This window comes from Pseudomonas sp. NPDC089534, assembly GCF_044749305.1.
Taxonomy (GTDB): domain Bacteria; phylum Pseudomonadota; class Gammaproteobacteria; order Pseudomonadales; family Pseudomonadaceae; genus Aquipseudomonas; species Aquipseudomonas ekonensis.
Window position 1 is genome coordinate 15,752 of record NZ_JBIVHR010000038.1, and the last position, 20,927, is coordinate 36,678.

Consider the following 20,927-nt stretch of genomic DNA (forward strand, 5'->3'; position numbering starts at 1 on the left):
ATGAATGCTGATGACTCCTTGAAACTCGCTCGCCGGTTTATCGGGTTGCCCCTGGAAAAGCGCCAGATGTTCCTCGCCGCCCTGCAACGCGAAGGCGTGGACTTTTCCAGGTTCCCGATTCCGGCCGGGGTCGAGGCCGAGGATCGCCAGGCGCTGTCCTACGCCCAGCAGCGCATGTGGTTTCTCTGGCATCTGGATCCGCAGAGCGGCGCCTACAACCTGCCGGCGGCGGTGCGCCTGAGCGGCCGCTTGAACCGGCAGGCGCTGGAGCAGGCCTTCGCCAGCCTCATCGAACGTCACGAGACCCTGCGCACGGTGTTCCGCCAGCAGGCCGACGACAGCCTGCTGCAAGTGCCTTTGCAGCAGCCCCTGGACATCCGGCGCATCGACCTGTCGGCCTTGCCGGCCGACGAGCGCGAGGCGCGGGTTGCCGCTGCCGCCCAGGCGCAATCGCTGGAGCCGTTCGACCTGGCCAATGGCCCGCTGCTGCGGGTGGTGCTGCTGCAACTGGGCGAGCAGGAACACGTGCTGCTGCTGACCCTGCACCACATCGTGTCCGACGGTTGGTCGATGAACGTGCTGATCGACGAGTTCTGCCGCTTCTACGACGCCCACGACCAGGGCATCGCCGCCGAACTGCCGCCGTTGCCGGTGCAGTACAGCGACTACGCGCTGTGGCAGCGACGCTGGCTGGAGGCCGGCGAACAGCAGCGCCAGCTCGACTACTGGCTGGCGCAGATGGGCGACGAGCACCCGGTGCTGGAGCTGCCGCTGGACCGTCCGCGCCCGGTGCTGCCGAGCAACCTGGGCCGGCGCCTGGAGCACGTCGTCGAGGCCGGGCTGGTCGAGCGGTTGCGCGGCGTGGCCCGCCAGCACGGCGTCACCCTGTTCATGCTGTTGCTGGGCACCTTCAATGTGCTGCTGCACCGCTACACCGGCCAGACCGACCTGCGCGTCGGCGTGCCCATCGCCAACCGCAACCGCCGCGAGATCGAGGGGCTGATCGGCTTCTTCGTCAACACCCAGGTGCTGCGTGCGCAACTGGACGGCCAGACCCGTTTCGCCGACCTGCTGCGCGACCTCAAGGAAACCGCCCTCGGCGCCCAGGCCCATCAGGACCTGCCGTTCGAGCGCCTGGTCGAGGCGCTGAAGCTGGAGCGCAGCCTGAGCTACAACCCGCTGTTCCAGGTGATGTACAACCACCAGCCGGAAGTCGCCGACGTCACCGCGCTCAAGGTCGGCAGCGGCCTGGAGCTGGGCGTCATCGAGTGGGAAAGCCGCAGCACCCAATTCGACCTGAGCCTGGACACCTACGAAAAGGGCGGCCAGCTGCACGCGGCGTTCACCTACGCCAGCGACCTGTTCGATGCGCAAACCATCGAGCGCATGGCGCGGCACTGGAACGAGCTGCTGCACAGCGTGGCCGCCGATCCGCAGCAGCGGGTCGGCGACATCGGCCTGATGCAGGCGCAGGAACACGAGCAGTTGATCCGCCAGTGGGGCCGCCATGACGCCGCATGGCCGAGCGAGCGCCCGGTGCATGAGCTGTTCGAGGCCGAAGCGGCGAAGACGCCGGACGCGGTTGCCTTGATCTTCGACGGCGAGCAACTGACCTATGCCCAGCTCAACGCCCGGGCCAACCGCCTGGCCCGCACGCTGCTGGCCCAAGGCGTCGGCCCGGAGGTGCTGGTGGGCATCGCGGTCGACCGGGGGCTGGAGCTGATCGTCGCCATCCTCGCCGTGCTCAAGGCCGGCGGCGCCTATGTGCCGCTGGACCCGCAATACCCGCGCGACCGCCTGCTGTGCATGATCGAAGACAGCGGCAGCCGCCTGCTGCTGACCCAAAGCCATCTGCTCGACCGTCTGCCGGTGCCCGAGAACGTCCAGAGCCTGTGCCTGGACCGGGCCGACGCTTGGGCGCACGACGATGACAGCAACCCGCAACGCGCCGTGTGGGCCGACAACCTGGCCTACGTGATGTTCACCTCCGGCTCCACCGGTCGCCCGAAAGGCGTCGGCATCAGCCATGGCGCCCTGAGCAAGCACGCCTTCGCTTCGCAGCACTACTACGGCTTGAGCGCCGCCGATTGCGCGCTGCAATTCGCCACGTTCAACTTCGATGCGTTCGGCGAGCAACTGTTCGGCCCGCTGACCTGCGGCGCCCGCGTGGTGCTGCGCGGCAACGAGGTGTGGGACAGCGAAACCCTGTACCGCCAGATCGTCGGGCAGGGCATCACGGTGATGGACCTGACCACCGCCTACTGGAACATGATCGCCAAGGAGTTCGCCGCTGCCGGTCCGCGCGACTACGCCGCGCTGCGCCAGGTGCACAGCGGCGGCGAGGCGATGCCGCCGGAAGGCGTGCAGGCCTGGCGCGAGGCGGGCCTGGGGCACGTGAGGCTGCTCAACACCTACGGCCCGACCGAGGCCACCGTCACCGCGACCACCCTCGATTGCAGCGACTACGTCAGCGGGCAGCGGGCGCTGCCGCTGACGATGCCCATCGGCCAACCGCTGCCGGGCCGCCATGCCTACCTGCTGGACGCCGAGGGCCAGCCGACCCCGGTCGGCGTGGTCGGCGAACTGATGCTCGGCGGCGAGCTGCTGGCGCGGGGTTACTTCCGGCGCGCCGACCTGACCGCCGAACGCTTCATCCCCGATCCGTTCTCCGCCGACGGCGCGCGCCTGTACCGCACCGGCGACCTGGCGCGCTACAACGCCCTCGGCCAGATCGAATACGTTGGCCGGGTCGACCATCAAGTGAAGATCCGCGGCTTCCGGATCGAGCTGGGCGAGGTGGAAGCGCGCCTGCTGGCGCTGGACGCGGTCAGCGAGACCGTGGTGCTGGCGGTGCAGGGCGGCAGCAGCCTGCAGCTGGTCGCCTATGTGGTGCCGGCGGACGCCGCCGTGGTCGATGCTTCGGCGGACGACCAGGGCGCAGCCCGCGAAGCGATCAAGGCGCAGCTCAAGGACAGCCTGCCGGACTACATGGTGCCGACCCAGATGGTGTTCCTGGCGGCGCTGCCCCTGAGCCCCAACGGCAAGCTCGACCGCAAGGCGCTGCCGGCGCCGGACGCCAGCCAGATGCAGCAGGCGTTCGTCGCGCCGCGCAGCGAGCTGGAACAGAAGATCGCGGCGATCTGGCAGGACGTGCTCAAGCTCGACCAGGTCGGCCTGACCGACAACTTCTTCGAACTGGGCGGCGACTCGATCATTTCCATTCAGGTGGTCAGCCGTTCGCGTCAGGCCGGCATCCACTTCAGCCCGCGCGACCTGTTCCAGCACCAGACCGTGCAGGCGCTGGCGAGCGTGGCGCAGCAGGGCAGCGGCGGGGTGAGCATCGATCAGGGACCGGTGACCGGCGAACTGCCGTTGCTGCCGATCCAGCAGACCTTCTTCGAAGACGCCATTCCCCAGCGTCACCACTGGAACCAGGCGGTGCTGCTGCGCAGCCATCAGGCCCTGGATGCCGACGCACTGCTGCAAGCGCTCAACGGGCTGGCGGCGCACCACGACGGCCTGCGCTCGCGTTTCGTCGAGGGCGCCGACGGCTGGCGCGCCGACGTGGCGCCGGTGGCGGCCGACCCTGAACTGCTGTGGACGGCGGCCGGCCTGGCCGATGCCGACCTGCAAGCGCTGTACGGCAAGGCCCAGCAGAGCCTGAGCCTGCAAGGGGGGCCGTTGCTGCGCGCCGTGCTGGCCACCGTCGCCGACGGCAGCCAGCGCCTGTTGCTGGCGGTGCATCACCTGGCGGTGGACGGCGTGTCGTGGCGGATCCTGCTGGAAGACCTGCAACAGGCCTATCAGCAAGCATCGCAAGGCACGGGCATCCAGCTGCCGGCCAAGACCAGCCCGTACAAGGCCTGGGGCGAACGCCTGCAAGCCTACGCCGCGACCGAAGCGGTGCAGGCCGAACTGGGCTTCTGGCAACGTCAGCTCGACGGCGCCGAGCTGGCGCTGCCGTGCGACAACCCGCAGGGCAGCCGCCAGAGCCGCCACGCCGAGGTCGTGCACAGCCGTCTCGACAAGAGCCTCACCCAACAGCTGCTGCAACAGGCCCCGGCGGCCTACCGCACCCAGGTCAACGACCTGCTGCTGACCGCCCTGGCGCGGGTGATCTGCCGCTGGACCGGCCACGCCGACACCCTGATCCAACTGGAAGGCCACGGCCGCGAAGACCTGTTCGACGACATCGACCTGACCCGCACCGTGGGCTGGTTCACCAGCCTGTTCCCGGTGCGCCTGACCCCGGCGGAGTCCGTCGCGGCGGCGATCAAGCAGGTCAAGGAACAGCTGCGCGCGATCCCCAACAAAGGCATCGGCTTCGGCGTGCTGCGCCACCTGGGCGAAGCTTCTGTGCAGGCCAGCCTGAAAGCGCTGCCGACGCCGCGCATCACCTTCAACTACCTCGGCCAGTTCGACGGCAGTTTCGATGCCGAGGAGGGCGCGCTGTTCAGCCCGGCCGGCGAGGGCGCCGGCGGCGAGCAGAGCCTGGATGCGCCGCTGGACAACTGGCTGGGCGTCGAGGGCCAGGTCTATGACGGCGAGCTCGACCTGCGCTGGACCTTCAGCCGCGAGCAGTTCAACGAGGCGACCATCGCCCGTCTGGCCGCCGAATACGAAACCGAACTCCAGGCGCTGATCCGCCACTGCTGCCTGCCGGAATCGATGGGCGTGACGCCGTCGGACTTCCCGCTGGCGCACATCGCCCAGGCGCAACTGGATGCGATCCCGGTGCCGGCCGCCGCCATCGAAGACCTCTATCCGCTGTCGCCGATGCAGCAGGGCATGCTGTTCCACACCCTGTACGAGCAAGGCACCGGCACCTATATCAACCAGCTGTGCGTCGACGTCGACGGCCTCGACCCCGAGCGCTTCCGCGCCGCGTGGCAGGCGACCATGGACGCCCATGACATCCTGCGCAGCGGCTTCATCTGGCAGGGCGAACTGCAGGAGCAACTGCAGATCATTCATCGCCGCCTCGAATTGCCGTACACGTTGCTCGACTGGCGCGACCGCGACGACATCGCCCAGGCGCTCAAGGACTTCACCGCCGCCGACCTGACCCAGGGCTTCGACCTGACCCGGGCCGGACTGCTGCGCGTGACCCTGATCCGCGTCGCCGAGCACCGCCATCACCTGATCTTCACCAACCACCACATCCTGATGGACGGCTGGAGCAGCGCGCAGATGCTCGGCGAGGTGCTGCAGCGTTACGCGGGGCTTGAGCCGCCGCGTCCGGTGAGCCGCTACGCCGATTACATCCAGTGGCTGCAACGTCAGGACGCCGCCGTCAGCGAAGCGTTCTGGCTGACGCAACTGGCGGACTTCCAGGAGCCGACCGTGCTGGCGCAGGCCGCAGCGGCCGGCGGCGAGGTGCGCACCGAAAGCGGTCATGCCCTCACGCATTACGCTCTCGACGCGGCGGGCACCCGGCGCCTGAATGCGTTCGCCCGCGAACAGAAGGTCACCGTCAACACGCTGGTGCAGGCCGCCTGGCTGCTGCTGTTGCAGCGCTACACCGGCAGCGCCTGCGTGGCGTTCGGCACCACTGTGGCCGGGCGCCCGGCGGAGATCGCCGGCATCGAGCAACAGGTGGGCCTGTTCATCAACACCTTGCCGGTGATCGCCGCCAGCCGTCCGGACCAGACCGTGGCCGCGTGGCTGGCCGCCGTGCAGGCGCAGAACCTGGCGCTGCGCGAGTTCGAGCACACGCCGCTGGCGAACATCCAGCGCTGGGCCGGGCAGGGCGGCGAGTCGCTGTTCGACTCCTTGCTGGTGTTCGAGAACTTCCCGATCTCCGAAGCGCTGCAGCACGGCACCGCCGAAGGCGTGGTGTTCGGTGCTGTGGCCAACCAGGATCAGACCCACTATCCGCTGACTCTCGGCGTGACGCTGGGCGATACCCTGGCGCTGCACATGAGTGTCGACCGGGCGCATTTCAGCGCCGCCACCGTCGAGCGCCTCAGCGCGCAACTGCTGCACCTGCTGGAGCGGTTCGCCGAATCCGGCGAGCGCCGCCTCGGCGAGATCGCCCTGGCCACCGTCGAGGAACACGCCCGGCAACAGGCCGAGAACCGGCCGCAGGCCTACCCGACGGACATCGCCGTGCATCAGCGCTACGCCCGGCTGGCGGCGCAGCAGCCTGAACGCACCGCCGTGATCTTCGACGGCCAGCACTACAGCTACGGCGAGCTCGATGCCCGGGCCAACCGCCTGGCCCATGAGCTGGTGGCCCGTGGCGTGGGCGCCGAAGTGCGGGTCGGCGTGGCCATGCCGCGCAGCGAAGGCCTGATCGTCGCGCTGCTGGCGGTGCTCAAGGCCGGCGGCGCCTATGTGCCGCTGGACACCAGCTACCCGCGCGAGCGCCTGGCGTACCTGATGCAGGACGCCGGGCTGGCGCTGCTGCTGACCGATTCGCGGGTGTCGGCGCAGTTGCCGGTCGGCGAATCGTTGAGCGTGCTGGAACTGGACCGTCTCGACCTCAGCGACCGTCCGGCCCAGGCGCCGGACGTGGCGCTGGATCCGGACAACCTGGCCTACGTGATCTACACCTCCGGCTCCACCGGCAACCCCAAAGGCGTGAGCGTCACCCACGGCCCGCTGGCGATGCATTGCCTGGCCATCGGCGAGCGCTACGAGATGCGCGACACCGACTGCGAATTCCACTTCATGTCGTTCGCCTTCGACGGCGCCCACGAACGCTGGCTGACCAGCCTGACCCACGGCGGCTCGCTGCTGATCCGCGACGACAGCCTGTGGACGCCGGAGCAGACCTACAACGCCATGCTCGAACACGGCGTGACCGTGGTCGCGTTCCCGCCGGTGTACCTGCAACAGCTAGCCGAACACGCCGAGCGCGTGGGCAACCCGCCGAAGGTGCGCATCTACTGCTTCGGCGGCGACGCGGTGCCGAACGCCAGTTTCGAACGGGTCAAGCGAGCGCTGAACCCGGAGTACATCATCAACGGCTACGGCCCGACCGAGACCGTGGTCACCCCGCTGATCTGGAAGGCCGGCCGCGATGAGCCGTGCGGTGCCGCCTATGCGCCGATCGGCAGCCGCATCGGCGACCGCAGCGCCTACGTGCTCGACGCCGACCTGAACCTGTTGCCCCAAGGCATGGCCGGCGAGCTGTACCTGGGCGGCAGCGGCGTGGCCCGCGGCTACCTGAACCGGGCGGCGATGACCGCCGAGCGTTTCGTCGCCGACCCGTTCGGCCAGGCCGGCGGCGTGCTGTACCGCACCGGCGACCTGGTGCGCCAGCGCGCCGACGGCACCTTCGACTACCTGCAACGCATCGACAACCAGGTGAAGATCCGCGGCTTCCGCATCGAGCTGGGGGAAATCGAGGCGCGCCTGCAAGCCCTGGAGGGCGTGCGCGAAGCGGTGGTGGTGGCCCAGGAAAGCGGCGGCAGCAAGCGCCTGGTGGCCTACGTGGTCGGCGACGCGCAGCGGGCGGATTTCGCCGAGGGCCTGCGCGAGCAGCTCAAGGCCACGATGCCGGCGCACATGGTGCCGGCCTACGTGCTGACGCTCGAACGCATGCCGCTGACGCCCAACGGCAAGCTCGACCGCAAGAACCTGCCCAAGCCCGACGTCAGCCAATTGCAGCAGGCCTACGTGGCCCCGCAGACCGCGCTGGAGCAGCAACTGGCGACGATCTGGCAGGACGTGCTCAAGCTTGAGCGGGTCGGCCTCGGCGACAACTTCTTCGAACTGGGCGGCGACTCGATCATCTCGATCCAGGTGGTCAGCCGCGCCCGCCAGGCCGGGCTGCGCTTCACGCCCAAAGACCTGTTCCAGCACCAGACCGTCCAGGCACTGGCGACCGTGGTGCAGACCGGCGAGCCGTTGCAGGCGATCGACCAGCGGCCGGCCAGCGGTGAGACCGCGCTGCTGCCGATCCATCAGTGGTTCTTCGCCCAGCCGATCCCGGACCGTCACCACTGGAACCAGTCGGTGATGCTCAAGGCCCGCCAACCGTTGGACGGGCAGGTGCTGGAGCAAGCGTTGCAGGCCTTGGTGGCGCACCACGACAGCCTGCGCCTGGCATTCGCCGAGCAGGCCGACGCCTGGTCGGCGCAGTACCGCAGCGCGGAGGCGCTGGCGGGCGAAACTGTCCTCATCCAGGCCGAGGTCGCCGACCTGGCGGCGCTGGAGGCCTTGGGCAACCAGGCCCAACGCAGCCTGAAACTGAACGGCGGTTCGCTGATCCGCGCCGTGCTGGCGGACCTGGCCGACGGCAGCCAGCGCCTGTTGCTGATCGTCCATCACTTGGTGGTCGACGGTGTGTCGTGGCGGATCCTGTTCGAAGACCTGCAAAGCGCTTACCGGCAGATTCTGGCCGGCGCCGCCGTGCAGTTGCCGGCCAGGACCAGTTCGGTCAAGGCCTGGGCCGAAGCCTTGCAGGGCTATGCCGCCAGCCAGCCGTTGCAGGCTGAGCTGGGCTTCTGGCAGCAGCAACTGCAAGGCGCCTCGGTGGCGCTGCCGTGCGACAACCCCGAGGGCGGCCAGCAGCACTGCCAGGCGCAGGCGATCCGCACGCCGCTGAACAAGGAGCTGACTCGCCAACTGCTGCAGGAGGCCCCGGCGGCCTACCGCACCCAGGTCAACGACCTGCTGCTGACCGCGCTGGCGCGGGTGATGGTGCGCTGGACCGGCGACGACAGCGTGCTGGTGCAACTGGAAGGGCATGGCCGCGAAGACCTGTTCGACACGGTCGATCTGACCCGCACCGTCGGCTGGTTCACCAGCCTGTTCCCGGCGCGCCTGACGCCGGCCGCGGACCTGGGGGCCTCGCTCAAGCAGATCAAGGAACAGCTGCGGGCGATCCCGAACAAGGGCATCGGCTTCGGCGCCCTCGCGCACCTGGGCGACGACCACGCGCGCCAGACCCTGCAAGCTTTGCCGACGCCGCGCCTGACCTTCAACTACCTGGGCCAGTTCGACGGCGGCTTCGAGGCCGAAGGCGATGCGCTGTTCGCGCCGACCGCCGAATCCGGCGGCGAAGAGGTGAACATGCAGGGCCCGCTGGGCAGCCCGTTGGCCCTGGACGGCAAAGTGTTCGGCGGCGAGCTGGATCTGAGCTGGACGTTCAGCCGCGAGATGTTCGACCCGGCGACCATCCAGCGCCTGGCCGACGACTACCTGCAAGAACTGACCGCGCTCATCGTCCATTGCTGCGACAGCGCCAACCGCGGCGTGACGCCGTCGGACTTCCCGCTGGCCACGCTGACCCAGGCCCAGCTCGACGTGCTGGCGCCGCAGCCGCAGGCCATCGACGACATCTACCCGCTGTCGCCGATGCAGCAGGGCATGCTGTTCCACACCCTGCTCGAACACGGCAACGGCGACTACATCAACCAGATGCGCCTGGACGTCGACGGCGTCGATCCCGAGCGTTTCCGCAGCGCGTGGCAGGCGGCGATGGACGCCCACGACATCCTGCGCACCGGTTTCATCTGGCAGGGCGACCTGGAGCAGCCGGTGCAGGTGGTGCAGCGCCAGGTCGCGGTGCCGTTCCGCGTGCTCGACTGGAGCGGCCGGGACGATCTGGAGACGGCCCTGCAATTCCTCGCCGATGAGGAACGGGCGCAAGGCCTGGACCTGACGTGCGCGCCGCTGCTGCGTCTGGTGCTGGTGCGCACCGGGGCCGGGCGCCATCACCTGATCTACACCAACCATCACATCCTGATGGACGGCTGGAGCAGTGCGCAGTTGCTCGGCGAAGTGCTGCAGCACTACAGCGGCGAAGCGGTGCCGCGTCCGGTGGGCCGCTACCGCGACTACATCGGCTGGCTGCAGCGCCAGGACGCGGCGGCCGCCGAGGCCTGGTGGCGGGCGGCGCTGGGCGACCTGCAAGAGCCGACCCGCCTGGCCGATGCCATGGCGCGTCCGGCGTCGGGCGTGCCGGCCACCGGTTACGGCGATCACTACCAAGTGCTGGACGCCGGGCTCACCCAGCGTCTGGGCGAGTTCGCCCGTGCCTCGAAAGTCACCGTCAACACCGTGGTGCAGGCGGCGTGGCTGCTGCTGTTGCAGCGCTACACCGGCAAGGACTGCGTGGCGTTCGGCGCCACGGTCGCCGGGCGTCCGGCGGATCTGCCGGGGGCTGAGCAGCAGATCGGCCTGTTCATCAACAGCCTGCCGGTGATCGCCGCGCCGCGTGCGCAGCAGAGCCTGGCCGATTGGCTGGCCGCCGTGCAGGCGCAGAACCTGGCGCTGCGCGAGTTCGAGCACACGCCGCTGGCCCAGGTCCAGCGCTGGGCCGGGCAGGGCGGCGAGGCCCTGTTCGACAGCCTGATGGTGTTCGAGAACTACCCGATCGCCGAGGCGCTGGAGCAGGGCGCGCCGCAGGGGTTGCGGTTCGGCCCGGTGGTCAACCATGAGCAGACCAACTACCCGTTGACCTTGCTGGTGCACCTGGGCAGCGAACTGTCGGTGCATTTCAGCTACCAGAATGACCGCTTCGCCAGCGCCGGTGTGGCGCAGCTGGGCGCGCACCTGCAGCGCCTGCTCAGCCAGATGACCGAAGCCGGCGAGCGTTCGCTGAGCGAGCTGACGCTGTGCGATGCCGAGCCTGCGGACAACCGCTTCGTCACCGACCGGTGCATTCATCAGGCCATTGCCCGTCAGGTGGCCGCCACACCGGATGCGCTGGCCGTGACCTTCGCCGAACAGCAGCTGAGCTACGGCGAGCTGGATGCCCAAGCCAACCGCCTGGCGCACAAGCTGATCGAACTGGGCGTCGGCCCGGAAGTGCGGGTGGGCGTGGCGATGCCGCGTTCCGAACAGCTGCTGGTCGCATTGCTGGCGGTGTTCAAGGCCGGCGGCGCCTACGTGCCGCTGGATCCGGACTACCCGGCCGACCGCGTGGCCTACATGCTCGAAGACAGCCGCGCGCGGGTGCTGCTGACCGAGCGGGACATCGCCGCCACCCTGACCCTGGCCGCCGGCACCGACGTGGTGCTGATGGACGAGGTTTCGCTGGACGGTTATCCGCACGGGGCGCCGTACACACACGTGACGCCGGACAACCTGGCCTACGTGATCTACACCTCCGGCTCCACCGGCAAACCGAAAGGCGTGGCGATCGCTCACCGCAACGTCATGGCGCTGATCGACTGGTCGGCGAAGGTGTACCGCCGCGAGGACATCCAGGGCGTGCTGGCGTCGACGTCGGTGTGCTTCGACCTGTCGGTGTGGGAGCTGTTCGTGACCCTGGCCAACGGTGGCTCGCTGATCATCGCCCGCAATGCCCTGGAGCTGCCGCACCTGCCGGCGCGGGACAGCGTGCGCCTGATCAACACCGTGCCGTCGGCCATCGCCGCGCTGCAGCGGGCCGGGCAGATCCCGCCGGGCGTGCGGATCATCAACCTGGCCGGCGAGCCGCTGAAGCAGGTGCTGGTGGAGGCGCTGTACCAAACGCCGGGCATCGAGCACGTCTACGACCTCTACGGGCCGTCGGAAGACACCACCTATTCGACCTGGACCCGCCGCAGCGCCGGCGGCCAGGCGCGCATCGGCCGGGCGCTCGACCATTCCGCCAGCCTCTTGCTGGACGCCGATCTGCAAGCGGTGCCGCAGGGCGTGTCGGCGGAGCTGTACCTGTCCGGCGCCGGCGTCACCCGGGGTTACCTGGGCCGGGCGGCGATGACCGCCGAGAAGTTCGTGCCCAACCCGTTCGGCGGCGACGGCGAGCGCCTGTACCGCACCGGCGACCTGATCCGCCTGCGCGAAGACGGCGAACTGGAGTACATGGGCCGGATCGACCATCAGGTGAAGATCCGCGGCTACCGCATCGAGCTGGGCGAAATCGAGGCGCGCCTGTTGGCCCAGCCGGGCGTGCGCGAAGCGGCGGTGCTGGCGGTGGACGGCGAGGGCGGCGCGCAACTGGCGGCGTATGTGGCCGCCGCGCAACTGGACCTGGCCGACGGCGAGGCGCAACGCCGACTGCGCGAGGGACTAAAGACTGGCCTCAAGTCTTCGTTACCTGACTACATGATTCCCGCGCACCTGTTGTTCCTCGAGCAGTTGCCCCTGACCCCCAACGGCAAGCTCGACCGCAAGGCGCTGCCGGCGGTGGACGCCAGCCAGATGCAGGCCGCGTATGTCGCGCCGCAGTCGGAGCTTGAGCAGCAGGTCGCGGCGATCTGGCAGCAGGTGCTGTCCGTCGGACGGATCGGTCTGAACGATCACTTCTTCGAACTGGGCGGGCACTCGCTGCTGGCGGTGAATGTCGTGTCGCGAATGGCCCTTGAACTGGGGCTGAGCCTGACTCCGCAACTGCTATTCCAGCACCCCGTCCTGGGCGACTTCGTCGCTCACCTCAATACAGGAGGCGGGGCTATCAATGAACAGAAACTGAGCAAGCTGGAAGCCCTGCTTGACGATATGGAGGAGGTCTGATGGACACGAGTGTTGCTTTGAGGATTGCCAAGCGCTTTATCACTCTGCCGCTGGACAAACGTAAGCTGTACCTGGAAAAGATGCTCGAAGAGGGCGTCTCGCCGGCCAACCTGCCGATTCCGGAAACCCGTACAGGCTTCGAGGCGATCCCGCTGTCCTACGCCCAGGAACGCCAGTTGTTCCTGTGGCAGATGGATCCGCACAGCACCGCGTACCACATCCCCAGCGCCCTGCGCCTGAAGGGCGCGCTGGACGTCGCGGCGCTGGAGCGCAGCTTCAACGCCCTGGTGGCGCGCCACGAGAGCCTGCGCACCACCTTCGTCGAGCACGATGAAAAGACCTGCCAGGTGATCCACCCGCACATGCCGTTGAGCGTGTCGGTGGAGCCGCTGGCGCCGGGGCTGGACGCGGCGGCGGTGGACGCCGCCGTCAAGGCCTTCGTCGAAGGCGAGACCGCGCGCCCGTTCAACCTGCAGCAGGGCCCGCTGCTGCGGGTCGCGCTGCTCAAGGTGGCGGACGACGATCACGTCATGGCGCTGATCCAGCATCACATCATTTCCGATGGCTGGTCGATGCAGGTGCTGGTCGGCGAGCTGATCAAGCTGTACGCCGCCGACACCGCCGGCCAACCGCTGACCCTGCCGCCGCTGGCGGTGCAGTACGCCGACTACGCGATCTGGCAACGGCACTGGCTGGAGGCCGGCGAGCGCGAACGGCAACTGGCGTACTGGGTCAAGACCCTGGGCGGCGAGCAGCCGGTGCTGGAACTGCCGATCGACCATCCGCGCCCGGCGGTGCAGAGCTTCCGTGGCGCCCGCCTGGACCTGAACCTGCCGGCGGACTTGGCCGACGCGCTCAAGCACCTGGCGCAGCGCGAAGGCGCCAGCCTGTTCATGGTGCTGCTGGCCTCGTTCCAGGCCTTGCTGCACCTCTACAGCGGCCAGCCGCAGATCCGCGTCGGCGTGCCGACCGCCAACCGCAACCGGGTCGAGACCGAAGGCCTGATCGGCTTCTTCGTCAACACCCAGGTGCTCAGCGCCGAAGTGCACGGGCAACTGCCGTTCAACCGTCTGCTGGCCGAGGTCAAGCAAGCGGCGATGGCGGCCCAGGCCCATCAGGACCTGCCGTTCGAGCAACTGATCGAAGCCCTGCAACCGGAGCGCAGCCTCAGCCACAGCCCGGTGTTCCAGGTGATGTACAACCACCAGGCGGTCAACGACCGGGCCCAGCGCCAGAGCCAGGTGCAACTGCCGCACCTGAGCGTCGAGGACATCGTCTGGGAGGGCCGCACCGCGCAGTTCGACCTGACCCTGGGCACCTACGAATCCAGCGAAGGCGTGGCGGCGGAACTGACCTACGCCACCGACCTGTTCAAGCCCGAAACCATCGAGCGCCTGGCCCGTCACTGGCTCAACCTGTTGCGCGGCATCGTCGCCGCGCCGGACCAACGCATCGGCGAACTGCCGCTGCTGGACGACACCGAACACCAGGTGCTGCTGCAGGACTGGAACCGCGTGGTCGACCACGCCGCGCCGGCGCCGTGCGTGCACCAGCGCATCGCCTTGCAGGCCCGGCAGACACCTGACGCCATCGCCCTGATCGTCGGCGACGCGCAACTGACCTATGCCGAACTGGACGCCCGCGCCAACCGCCTCGCGCACAAGCTGATCGAACTGGGCGTCGGCCCGGACCGGCTGGTGGGCATTGCGGTCGAGCGCAGCGTCGAAATGATCGTCGGCCTGCTGGCGATCCTCAAGGCCGGCGGCGCTTACGTGCCGCTGGACCCGGCCTACCCGGAGGATCGCCTGGCCTACATGATCGAGGACAGCGGCCTGCAACTGCTGCTGACCCAATCGCACCTGCAGACGCTGCTGCCGATCCCGGCCGGCCTGGCCACTGTGCTGCTGGACGGGGCGCAGGACTGGCTGGCGGACTACCCGACATCGGCCCCCGGCGTGGCGCCGGACGCCGAACACCTGGCCTACACGATCTACACCTCCGGCTCCACCGGCAAACCGAAGGGCGTCATGGTGCGCCACGGCGCCTTGAGCAATTTCGTCGCCAGCATGGTCGGGCAACCGGGGATCGCCGCCGCTGACCGCATGCTGTCGCTGACCACATTCTCGTTCGACATCTTCGGCCTTGAGATCTATGGCCCGCTGCTGGCCGGCGCCGCCGTGGTGCTGACCGGCAAGGACGTGCACCAGGATCCGCAGGCGGTGCTGGAATTGATCGCCCGCCACGGCGTGAGCATGCTGCAAGCCACGCCGTCCACCTGGCGCATGCTGCTGGACAACGAACACGCCGCCATCCTCGACGGCCGCACCTTCCTCTGCGGCGGCGAGGCGCTGCCTCAGGAGCTGGCGCAGCGCATGCTGGCGCGCTCGCCGAAGGTCTGGAACCTGTACGGCCCGACCGAAACCACCATCTGGTCGGCGCTGCATCCGCTGAACCCGGACAGCAGCCGTCCGTTCCTCGGCAAGCCCATCGACAACACCGCGCTGTACATCCTGGGCAGCGACCTGGAACTGAACCCGCTCGGCGCGCCGGGCGAACTGCTGATCGGCGGCGACGGCCTGGCCCGCGGCTACTTCCAGCGCCCGGCCCTGACCGCCGAACGCTTCGTGCCGGATCCGTTCTCCAGCACCGGCGAGCGGCTGTACCGCACCGGCGACCTGACCCGCTACCGCGCCGAAGGCGTGATCGAGTACATCGGGCGGATCGACCATCAGGTGAAGATCCGCGGCTTCCGCATCGAACTGGGGGAAATCGAAGCGCGCCTGCTGGCCCTGGACAGCGTGCGCGAAACCGTGGTCGTCGCCCAGGACGGCCCGACCGGCCCGCAACTGGTGGGCTACGTGGTGCCGGCCGACGGCGCCAGCCTCGACGCCGACGGCGAGGCGGCGTTGCGCGCCGCGCTCAAGGCCAGCCTCAAGGCCGAACTGCCGGAGTACATGGTGCCGGCGCATCTGCTGTTCCTTGCGCAACTGCCGCTGACGCCCAACGGCAAGGTCGACCGCAAGGCACTGCCGGCGCCGGACGCCAGCCAACTGCAATCGGCCTACATCGCGCCACAGACCGCCACCCAGCACACCGTCGCCGGCATCTGGCAGGCGGTGCTGAAGCTGGAGCAGGTGGGCCTCGGCGACAACTTCTTCGAACTGGGCGGGCACTCGCTGCTGGTGACCCAGGTGGTGTCGCGGGTGCGTCAGGCGCTGAACGTGCAGGTGCCGCTGCGCACCCTGTTCGAACACAGCACCCTGGCGGACTTCGTCGCCGCGCTCGGGGTCGATCAGGCCCATCAGGAGCCGCCGATCGTGGCGTTGCCGCGCCTGCAACCGCTGGCGCTGTCCTACGCCCAGGAACGTCAGTGGTTCCTCTGGCAACTGGAGCCGACCAGCACCGCCTACCACGTGCCGGCGGCGCTGCGCCTGCGCGGCGAGCTGGACCTGGCGGCGTTGCGGCGCAGCTTCGATGCGCTGATCGCCCGCCACGAATCCCTGCGCACCTGCTTTGTGGAGGAGCAGGGCCAGACCCTGCAAGTGATCCAGGCGCAAATGGCGCTGGAGCTGCCGGTCGACGTGATCGAGGGCGGTCTGGACGCCGCCGCGCTGCAAGCGTTGGTCGCCGCCGAGACCCTGCACCTGTTCGACCTGCAGAAGGGCCCGCTGCTGCGGGTCAAACTGCTGCGCCTGGCCGCCGATGACCATGCGCTGATCATCACCTTGCACCACATCGTCTCCGACGGCTGGTCGATGGGCATCATGGTCGATGAGCTGGTGGCGCTGTACGCCGCCTACAGCCAGGGCCAAAGCATCGAGTTGCCGGCGTTGCCGGTGCAGTACGCCGACTACGCCGTTTGGCAGCGCCAGTGGATGGACGCCGGTGAGCGCGAGCGCCAACTGGGTTACTGGACCGCGCAACTGGGCGACGGCGAACAGCCGCTGCTGGAGCTGCCGACCGACCGTCCGCGTCCGCCGGAGCAAAGCCACCGCGGCGCGCGCCAGGACATCCCGCTCAGCGCGGAACTGGCCGCCGGCCTCAAGCAGGTGGCGCAACGGGAGAGCGTCACCCTGTTCGCGCTGCTGCTGGCCTCGTTCCAGACCCTGCTGCACCGCTACAGCGGCCAGGCCGACATCCGCGTCGGCGTGCCGGTGGCCAACCGCAACCGGGTCGAGACCGAAGGCCTGATCGGCTTCTTCGTCAACACCCAGGTGCTCAAGGCCGAGTTCGACAGCCAGCAGACCTTCCGCAGCCTGCTGCAGCAGGTCAAGAACACCGTGCTCGGCGCCCAGGCCCATCAGGACCTGCCGTTCGAGCAACTGGTGGACGCCCTGCAACCGGAGCGCAGCCTCAGCCACAGCCCGCTGTTCCAGGTGCTGCACAACCACCAGAGCCAGGCCCGCCGCGCCTCGGGCGCGACGCGTCTGCCGAAGGTCGAGATCGAAGGCCTGGGCTGGGCGTCGCACACCGCCCAGTTCGACCTGACCCTGGACACCTTCGAGTCGGCCGACAACGTCTGGGCCGAACTGACCTACGCCACCGACCTGTTCGATGCCGAAACCATGGTGCGTTTCGCGCAGCACTGGACGACGCTGCTGCACGGCATCGTCGCCGACTGCGGCCAGCGCATCGCCGACCTGCCTGTGCAGGACGCCGCCGAGCGCCAGGCCACGCTGGCGCAATGGAACCCGGCGCTGACCGCGTTTGCGGGCGAACGTTGCCTGCACCGGCTGATCGAAGAGCAGGCCGAGCGGGCACCGCACGCGGTGGCCGTGACCTGCGCCGGGCAGACCCTGACCTACGGCGAGCTCAATGCCCGCGCCAACCCGCTGGCGCACAAGCTGATCGCCAGCGGCGTCGGGCCTGACGTGCGCGTCGGCCTGGCGGTGGAGCGCAGCCTGGAGATGCTGGTGGGCCTGTTGGCGATCCTCAAGGCCGGCGGCGCCTACGTGCCGCTCGACCCGACGTATCCGCAGGACCGCCTGGCCTACATGATCGGCGACAGCGGCATCGGCCTGCTGCTGACCCAAAGCCACCTGCTCGGCCAGCTGCCGGTGCCGGAATCGGTGCGCAGCCTGATCCTCGACCAGGAGCGCGACGGCCTGGAAGGCTACAGCGACGCCAACCCGAACGTGGACATGAGCCCGGACAACCTGGCCTACGTGATCTACACCTCCGGCTCCACCGGCCAGCCGAAGGGCACCTTGCTCGCGCACCGCAACGTGCTGCGCCTGTTCGAGGCCACCGACGCCTGGTTCGGCTTCGGTGCCCAGGACGCCTGGAGCCTGTTCCATTCCTACGCCTTCGACTTCTCCGTGTGGGAGATCTTCGGCGCGCTGCTGTACGGCGGCAAACTGGTGGTGGTGCCTTACGAGGTCAGCCGTTCGCCGGAAGACTTCTACGCCTTGCTGTGCCGCGAAGGCGTCACCGTGCTCAACCAGACCCCGTCGGCGTTCAAGCAACTGATGCAAGTGGCGTGCGCCCCGGAACACGCGGCGCTGCAACCGTCGCTGCGCTACGTGGTGTTCGGCGGCGAGGCGCTGGAGGTCAAGAGCCTGCGGCCGTGGTTCGACCGTTTCGGCGACCGCGCCCCGCAGCTGATCAACATGTACGGCATCACCGAAACCACGGTGCACGTGACCTACCGGCCGATCTCGCTGGCGGACCTTTCGCGTGACGCCAGCAGTCCGATCGGCGAGCCGATCCCGGACCTGTCGTGGTACTTGCTCGACGGCGACCTCAACCCGGTCGCCAAGGGCTGCATCGGCGAACTCTACGTGGGCCGTGCGGGCCTGGCCCGGGGCTACCTGAACCGGCCGGACCTGACCACGCTGCGCTTCATTCCCGACCCGTTCGCCACCGACGGCGGTCGCCTGTACCGCACCGGCGACCTGGCGCGCTACCGCGCCGACGGCGTGATCGAATACATCGGGCGGATCGACCATCAGGTGAAGATCCGCGGCTTCCGCATCGAGCTGGGCGAAATCGAAGCGCAACTGCTGGAGCAGGCGGCCATCGCCCAGGCCGTGGTGCTGGCGCAGCCGGGCCCGAGCGGCCAGCAACTGGTGGCGTACCTGGTGCCGGCCGACGCTGCGCTGCTCGACGCCGACGCGGCGGAGCAAGCCCACTGGCGCGACGAGGTGCGCGCCGCGCTCAAGGAAAACCTGCCGGACCACATGATCCCGGCGCACCTGTTGCTGCTGGCGCAACTACCGCTGACCGCCAACGGCAAGCTCAACCGCAGCGGCCTGCCGTCGCCGGACGCGAGCCAGGCGCAGCAGGCCTACCAGGCCCCGCAAAGCGAGCTGGAGCGGCGTCTGGCCGACATCTGGCAGGACGTGCTCAAGCTTGAGCAAGTGGGCCTGAACGACAACTTCTTCGAACTGGGCGGCGATTCGATCATCTCGATCCAGGTGGTCAGCCGCGCCCGTCAGGCCGGCATCCGCCTCAACCCCAAAGACCTGTTCCAGCACCAGACCGTGCAGCGTCTGGCCCTGGTGGCGCAGATCGGCGAGGACGCCTCCGGCATCGACCAGCAAGCGGTCACCGGTGCTGCGTCGCTGCTGCCGATCCAGCAGCAGTTCTTCGAGGATGACATCCCCGAGCGTCACCACTGGAACCAGTCGGTGCTGCTCAAGCCGCGTCAGCCGCTTGAGGCCGACAAGGTCGAGCAGGCGCTGCGGGCCCTGGCGGTGCACCACGACGCCCTGCGCCTGAGCTTCCGCCGGGAGGGCGAAGCCTGGCAGGCCGAGCACCTGGCGGTGGAGGACCTGCCGCAGGCCTTGCTCTGGCAGGAAGACATCGCCGACATCGCGGCGCTCGAAGCCCTGGGCAACCGTGCCCAGCGCAGCCTCGACCTGCAGGACGGCCCGTTGCTGCGTGCGGTGCTGGCCACGCTGGCCGACGGCAGCCAGCGTCTGTTGCTGGTGATCCATCACCTGGCGGTGGACGGCGTGTCGTGGCGGATTCTGCTGGAAGACCTGCAGAACGCCTATCAGCACGCCGTCAGCGGCCAGGCTCCGAACCTGCCGGCCAAGACCACCGCGTTCAAGGACTGGAGCGCGCACTTGCAGGGCTATGCCAACAGCCCGGCATTGCAGCAGGAGCTGGCGTACTGGCAGGCCTGCCTGGACGGCGCCGCCACCGACCTGCCGTGCAAGCGTCTCGACGCCGGCCAGCAGAACCGTCTGGCGCAGACCGTGCAGACCCGCCTCAGCGCCGAGCTGACCCGGCAATTGCTGCAAGAAGCCCCGGCGGCCTACCGCACCCAAGTCAACGACCTGCTGCTGACGGCGCTGGCGCGGGTGATCGGACGCTGGAGCGGCCAGCCGTCGACGTTGATCCAGCTGGAAGGCCACGGCCGTGAAGAGCTGTTCGACGGCGTCGACCTGACCCGCACTGTGGGCTGGTTCACCAGCCTGTTCCCGGTGCGCCTGACCCCGGCCGAAGGGGCGGGCGAGTCGATCAAGCGGATCAAGGAGCAACTGCGCGCGATCCCGAACAAGGGCATCGGCTTCGGCGCCCTGCGTCACCTGGGCGATGCCCGGGCGCGGGCCAGCCTGGGGGCGTTGCCGAGCCCGCGCATCACCTTCAACTACCTGGGCCAGTTCGACGGCAGCTTCGAGGCCGACGACGGCGCGCTGTTCGCGCCGGCCCCGGACAACGCCGGCCTGGAGCAGAGCCCCGAGGCGCCGATGGGCAACTGGCTGACCCTCAACGGTCAGGTGTACGGCGGCGAACTGAGCGTCGGCTGGACCTTCAGCGGCGAGCGCTTCGACAGCGCCACGATCGAGCAACTGGCCCAGGAGTACGCCGACGAACTCGCCGCACTGATCGCCCACTGCGTGACGCCGGGCGCCGAAGGCCTGACGCCGTCGGACTTCCCGCTGGCCGGGCTGACCCAGGCGCAGCTCGACAGCCTGCCGTGGCCGGCCCAGCAGATCGCCGACATCTACCCGCTGTCGGCGATGCAGCAAGGCATGCTGTTCCACAGCCTCTACGAGCAAGCGTCCGGCGACTACATCAACCAGGTGCGCCTGGACGTCGAAGGCCTCGACCCGCAACGCTTCCGCCAGGCCTGGCAGGCGGCGGTGGACAGCCACGACATCCTGCGCACCGGGTTTGTCTGGCAGGGCGACCTGGCGCGGCCGGTGCAGGTGGTGCACAAGCAGCTGCCGATGCCGTTCCGCGTGCTCGACTGGCGCGGTCGCGACGACGCCCAAGCCGCGCTCGACGCGCTGGCGGCCGACGAGCAGGCCGAGGGCTTCGACCTCGGCCAAGGGCCGCTGCTGCGCATGGCGGTGGTGCGTCTGGATGACCGGCGCTGCCACCTGATCTACACCAACCACCACATCCTGATGGACGGCTGGAGCAACTCGCAGCTGCTGGGCGAAGTGCTTCAGCGCTACGCCGGCGAAACGCTGCCGGCACCGGCCGGACGCTACCGCGATTACATCGAATGGCTGCAGCGTCAGGACGCCACGGTCAGCGAACGGTTCTGGACGGCGCAACTG

At 68.9% G+C, this 20,927-nt stretch carries 2 protein-coding genes (1 of these 2 cut by a window edge); both read left to right on the top strand.

Annotation, left to right across the window (positions count from 1 at the left end; translation table 11 throughout):
- Positions 1-12,411: a non-ribosomal peptide synthase/polyketide synthase gene (locus ACIP0B_RS14030; protein WP_400832751.1), complete on the top strand. Its 12,411-nt coding sequence runs from the start codon at positions 1-3 to the stop codon at positions 12,409-12,411.
- On the top strand, positions 12,411-20,927 hold the 5' portion of the coding sequence (locus ACIP0B_RS14035) for a non-ribosomal peptide synthase/polyketide synthase (RefSeq protein WP_400832754.1). The gene runs 6,555 nt beyond the window's last position; the window shows 8,517 of its 15,072 coding nt (coding positions 1-8,517); its start codon is at positions 12,411-12,413; its stop codon lies off the right edge, out of view. Before ACIP0B_RS14030 ends, ACIP0B_RS14035 begins: the two co-directional genes overlap by 1 nt.

Excerpts from the sequence above, each read along its gene's own strand:
- ACIP0B_RS14030 (WP_400832751.1), top strand. The coding sequence starts at position 1 with ATGAATGCTGATGACTCCTTGAAACTCGCTCGCCGGTTTATCGGGTTG.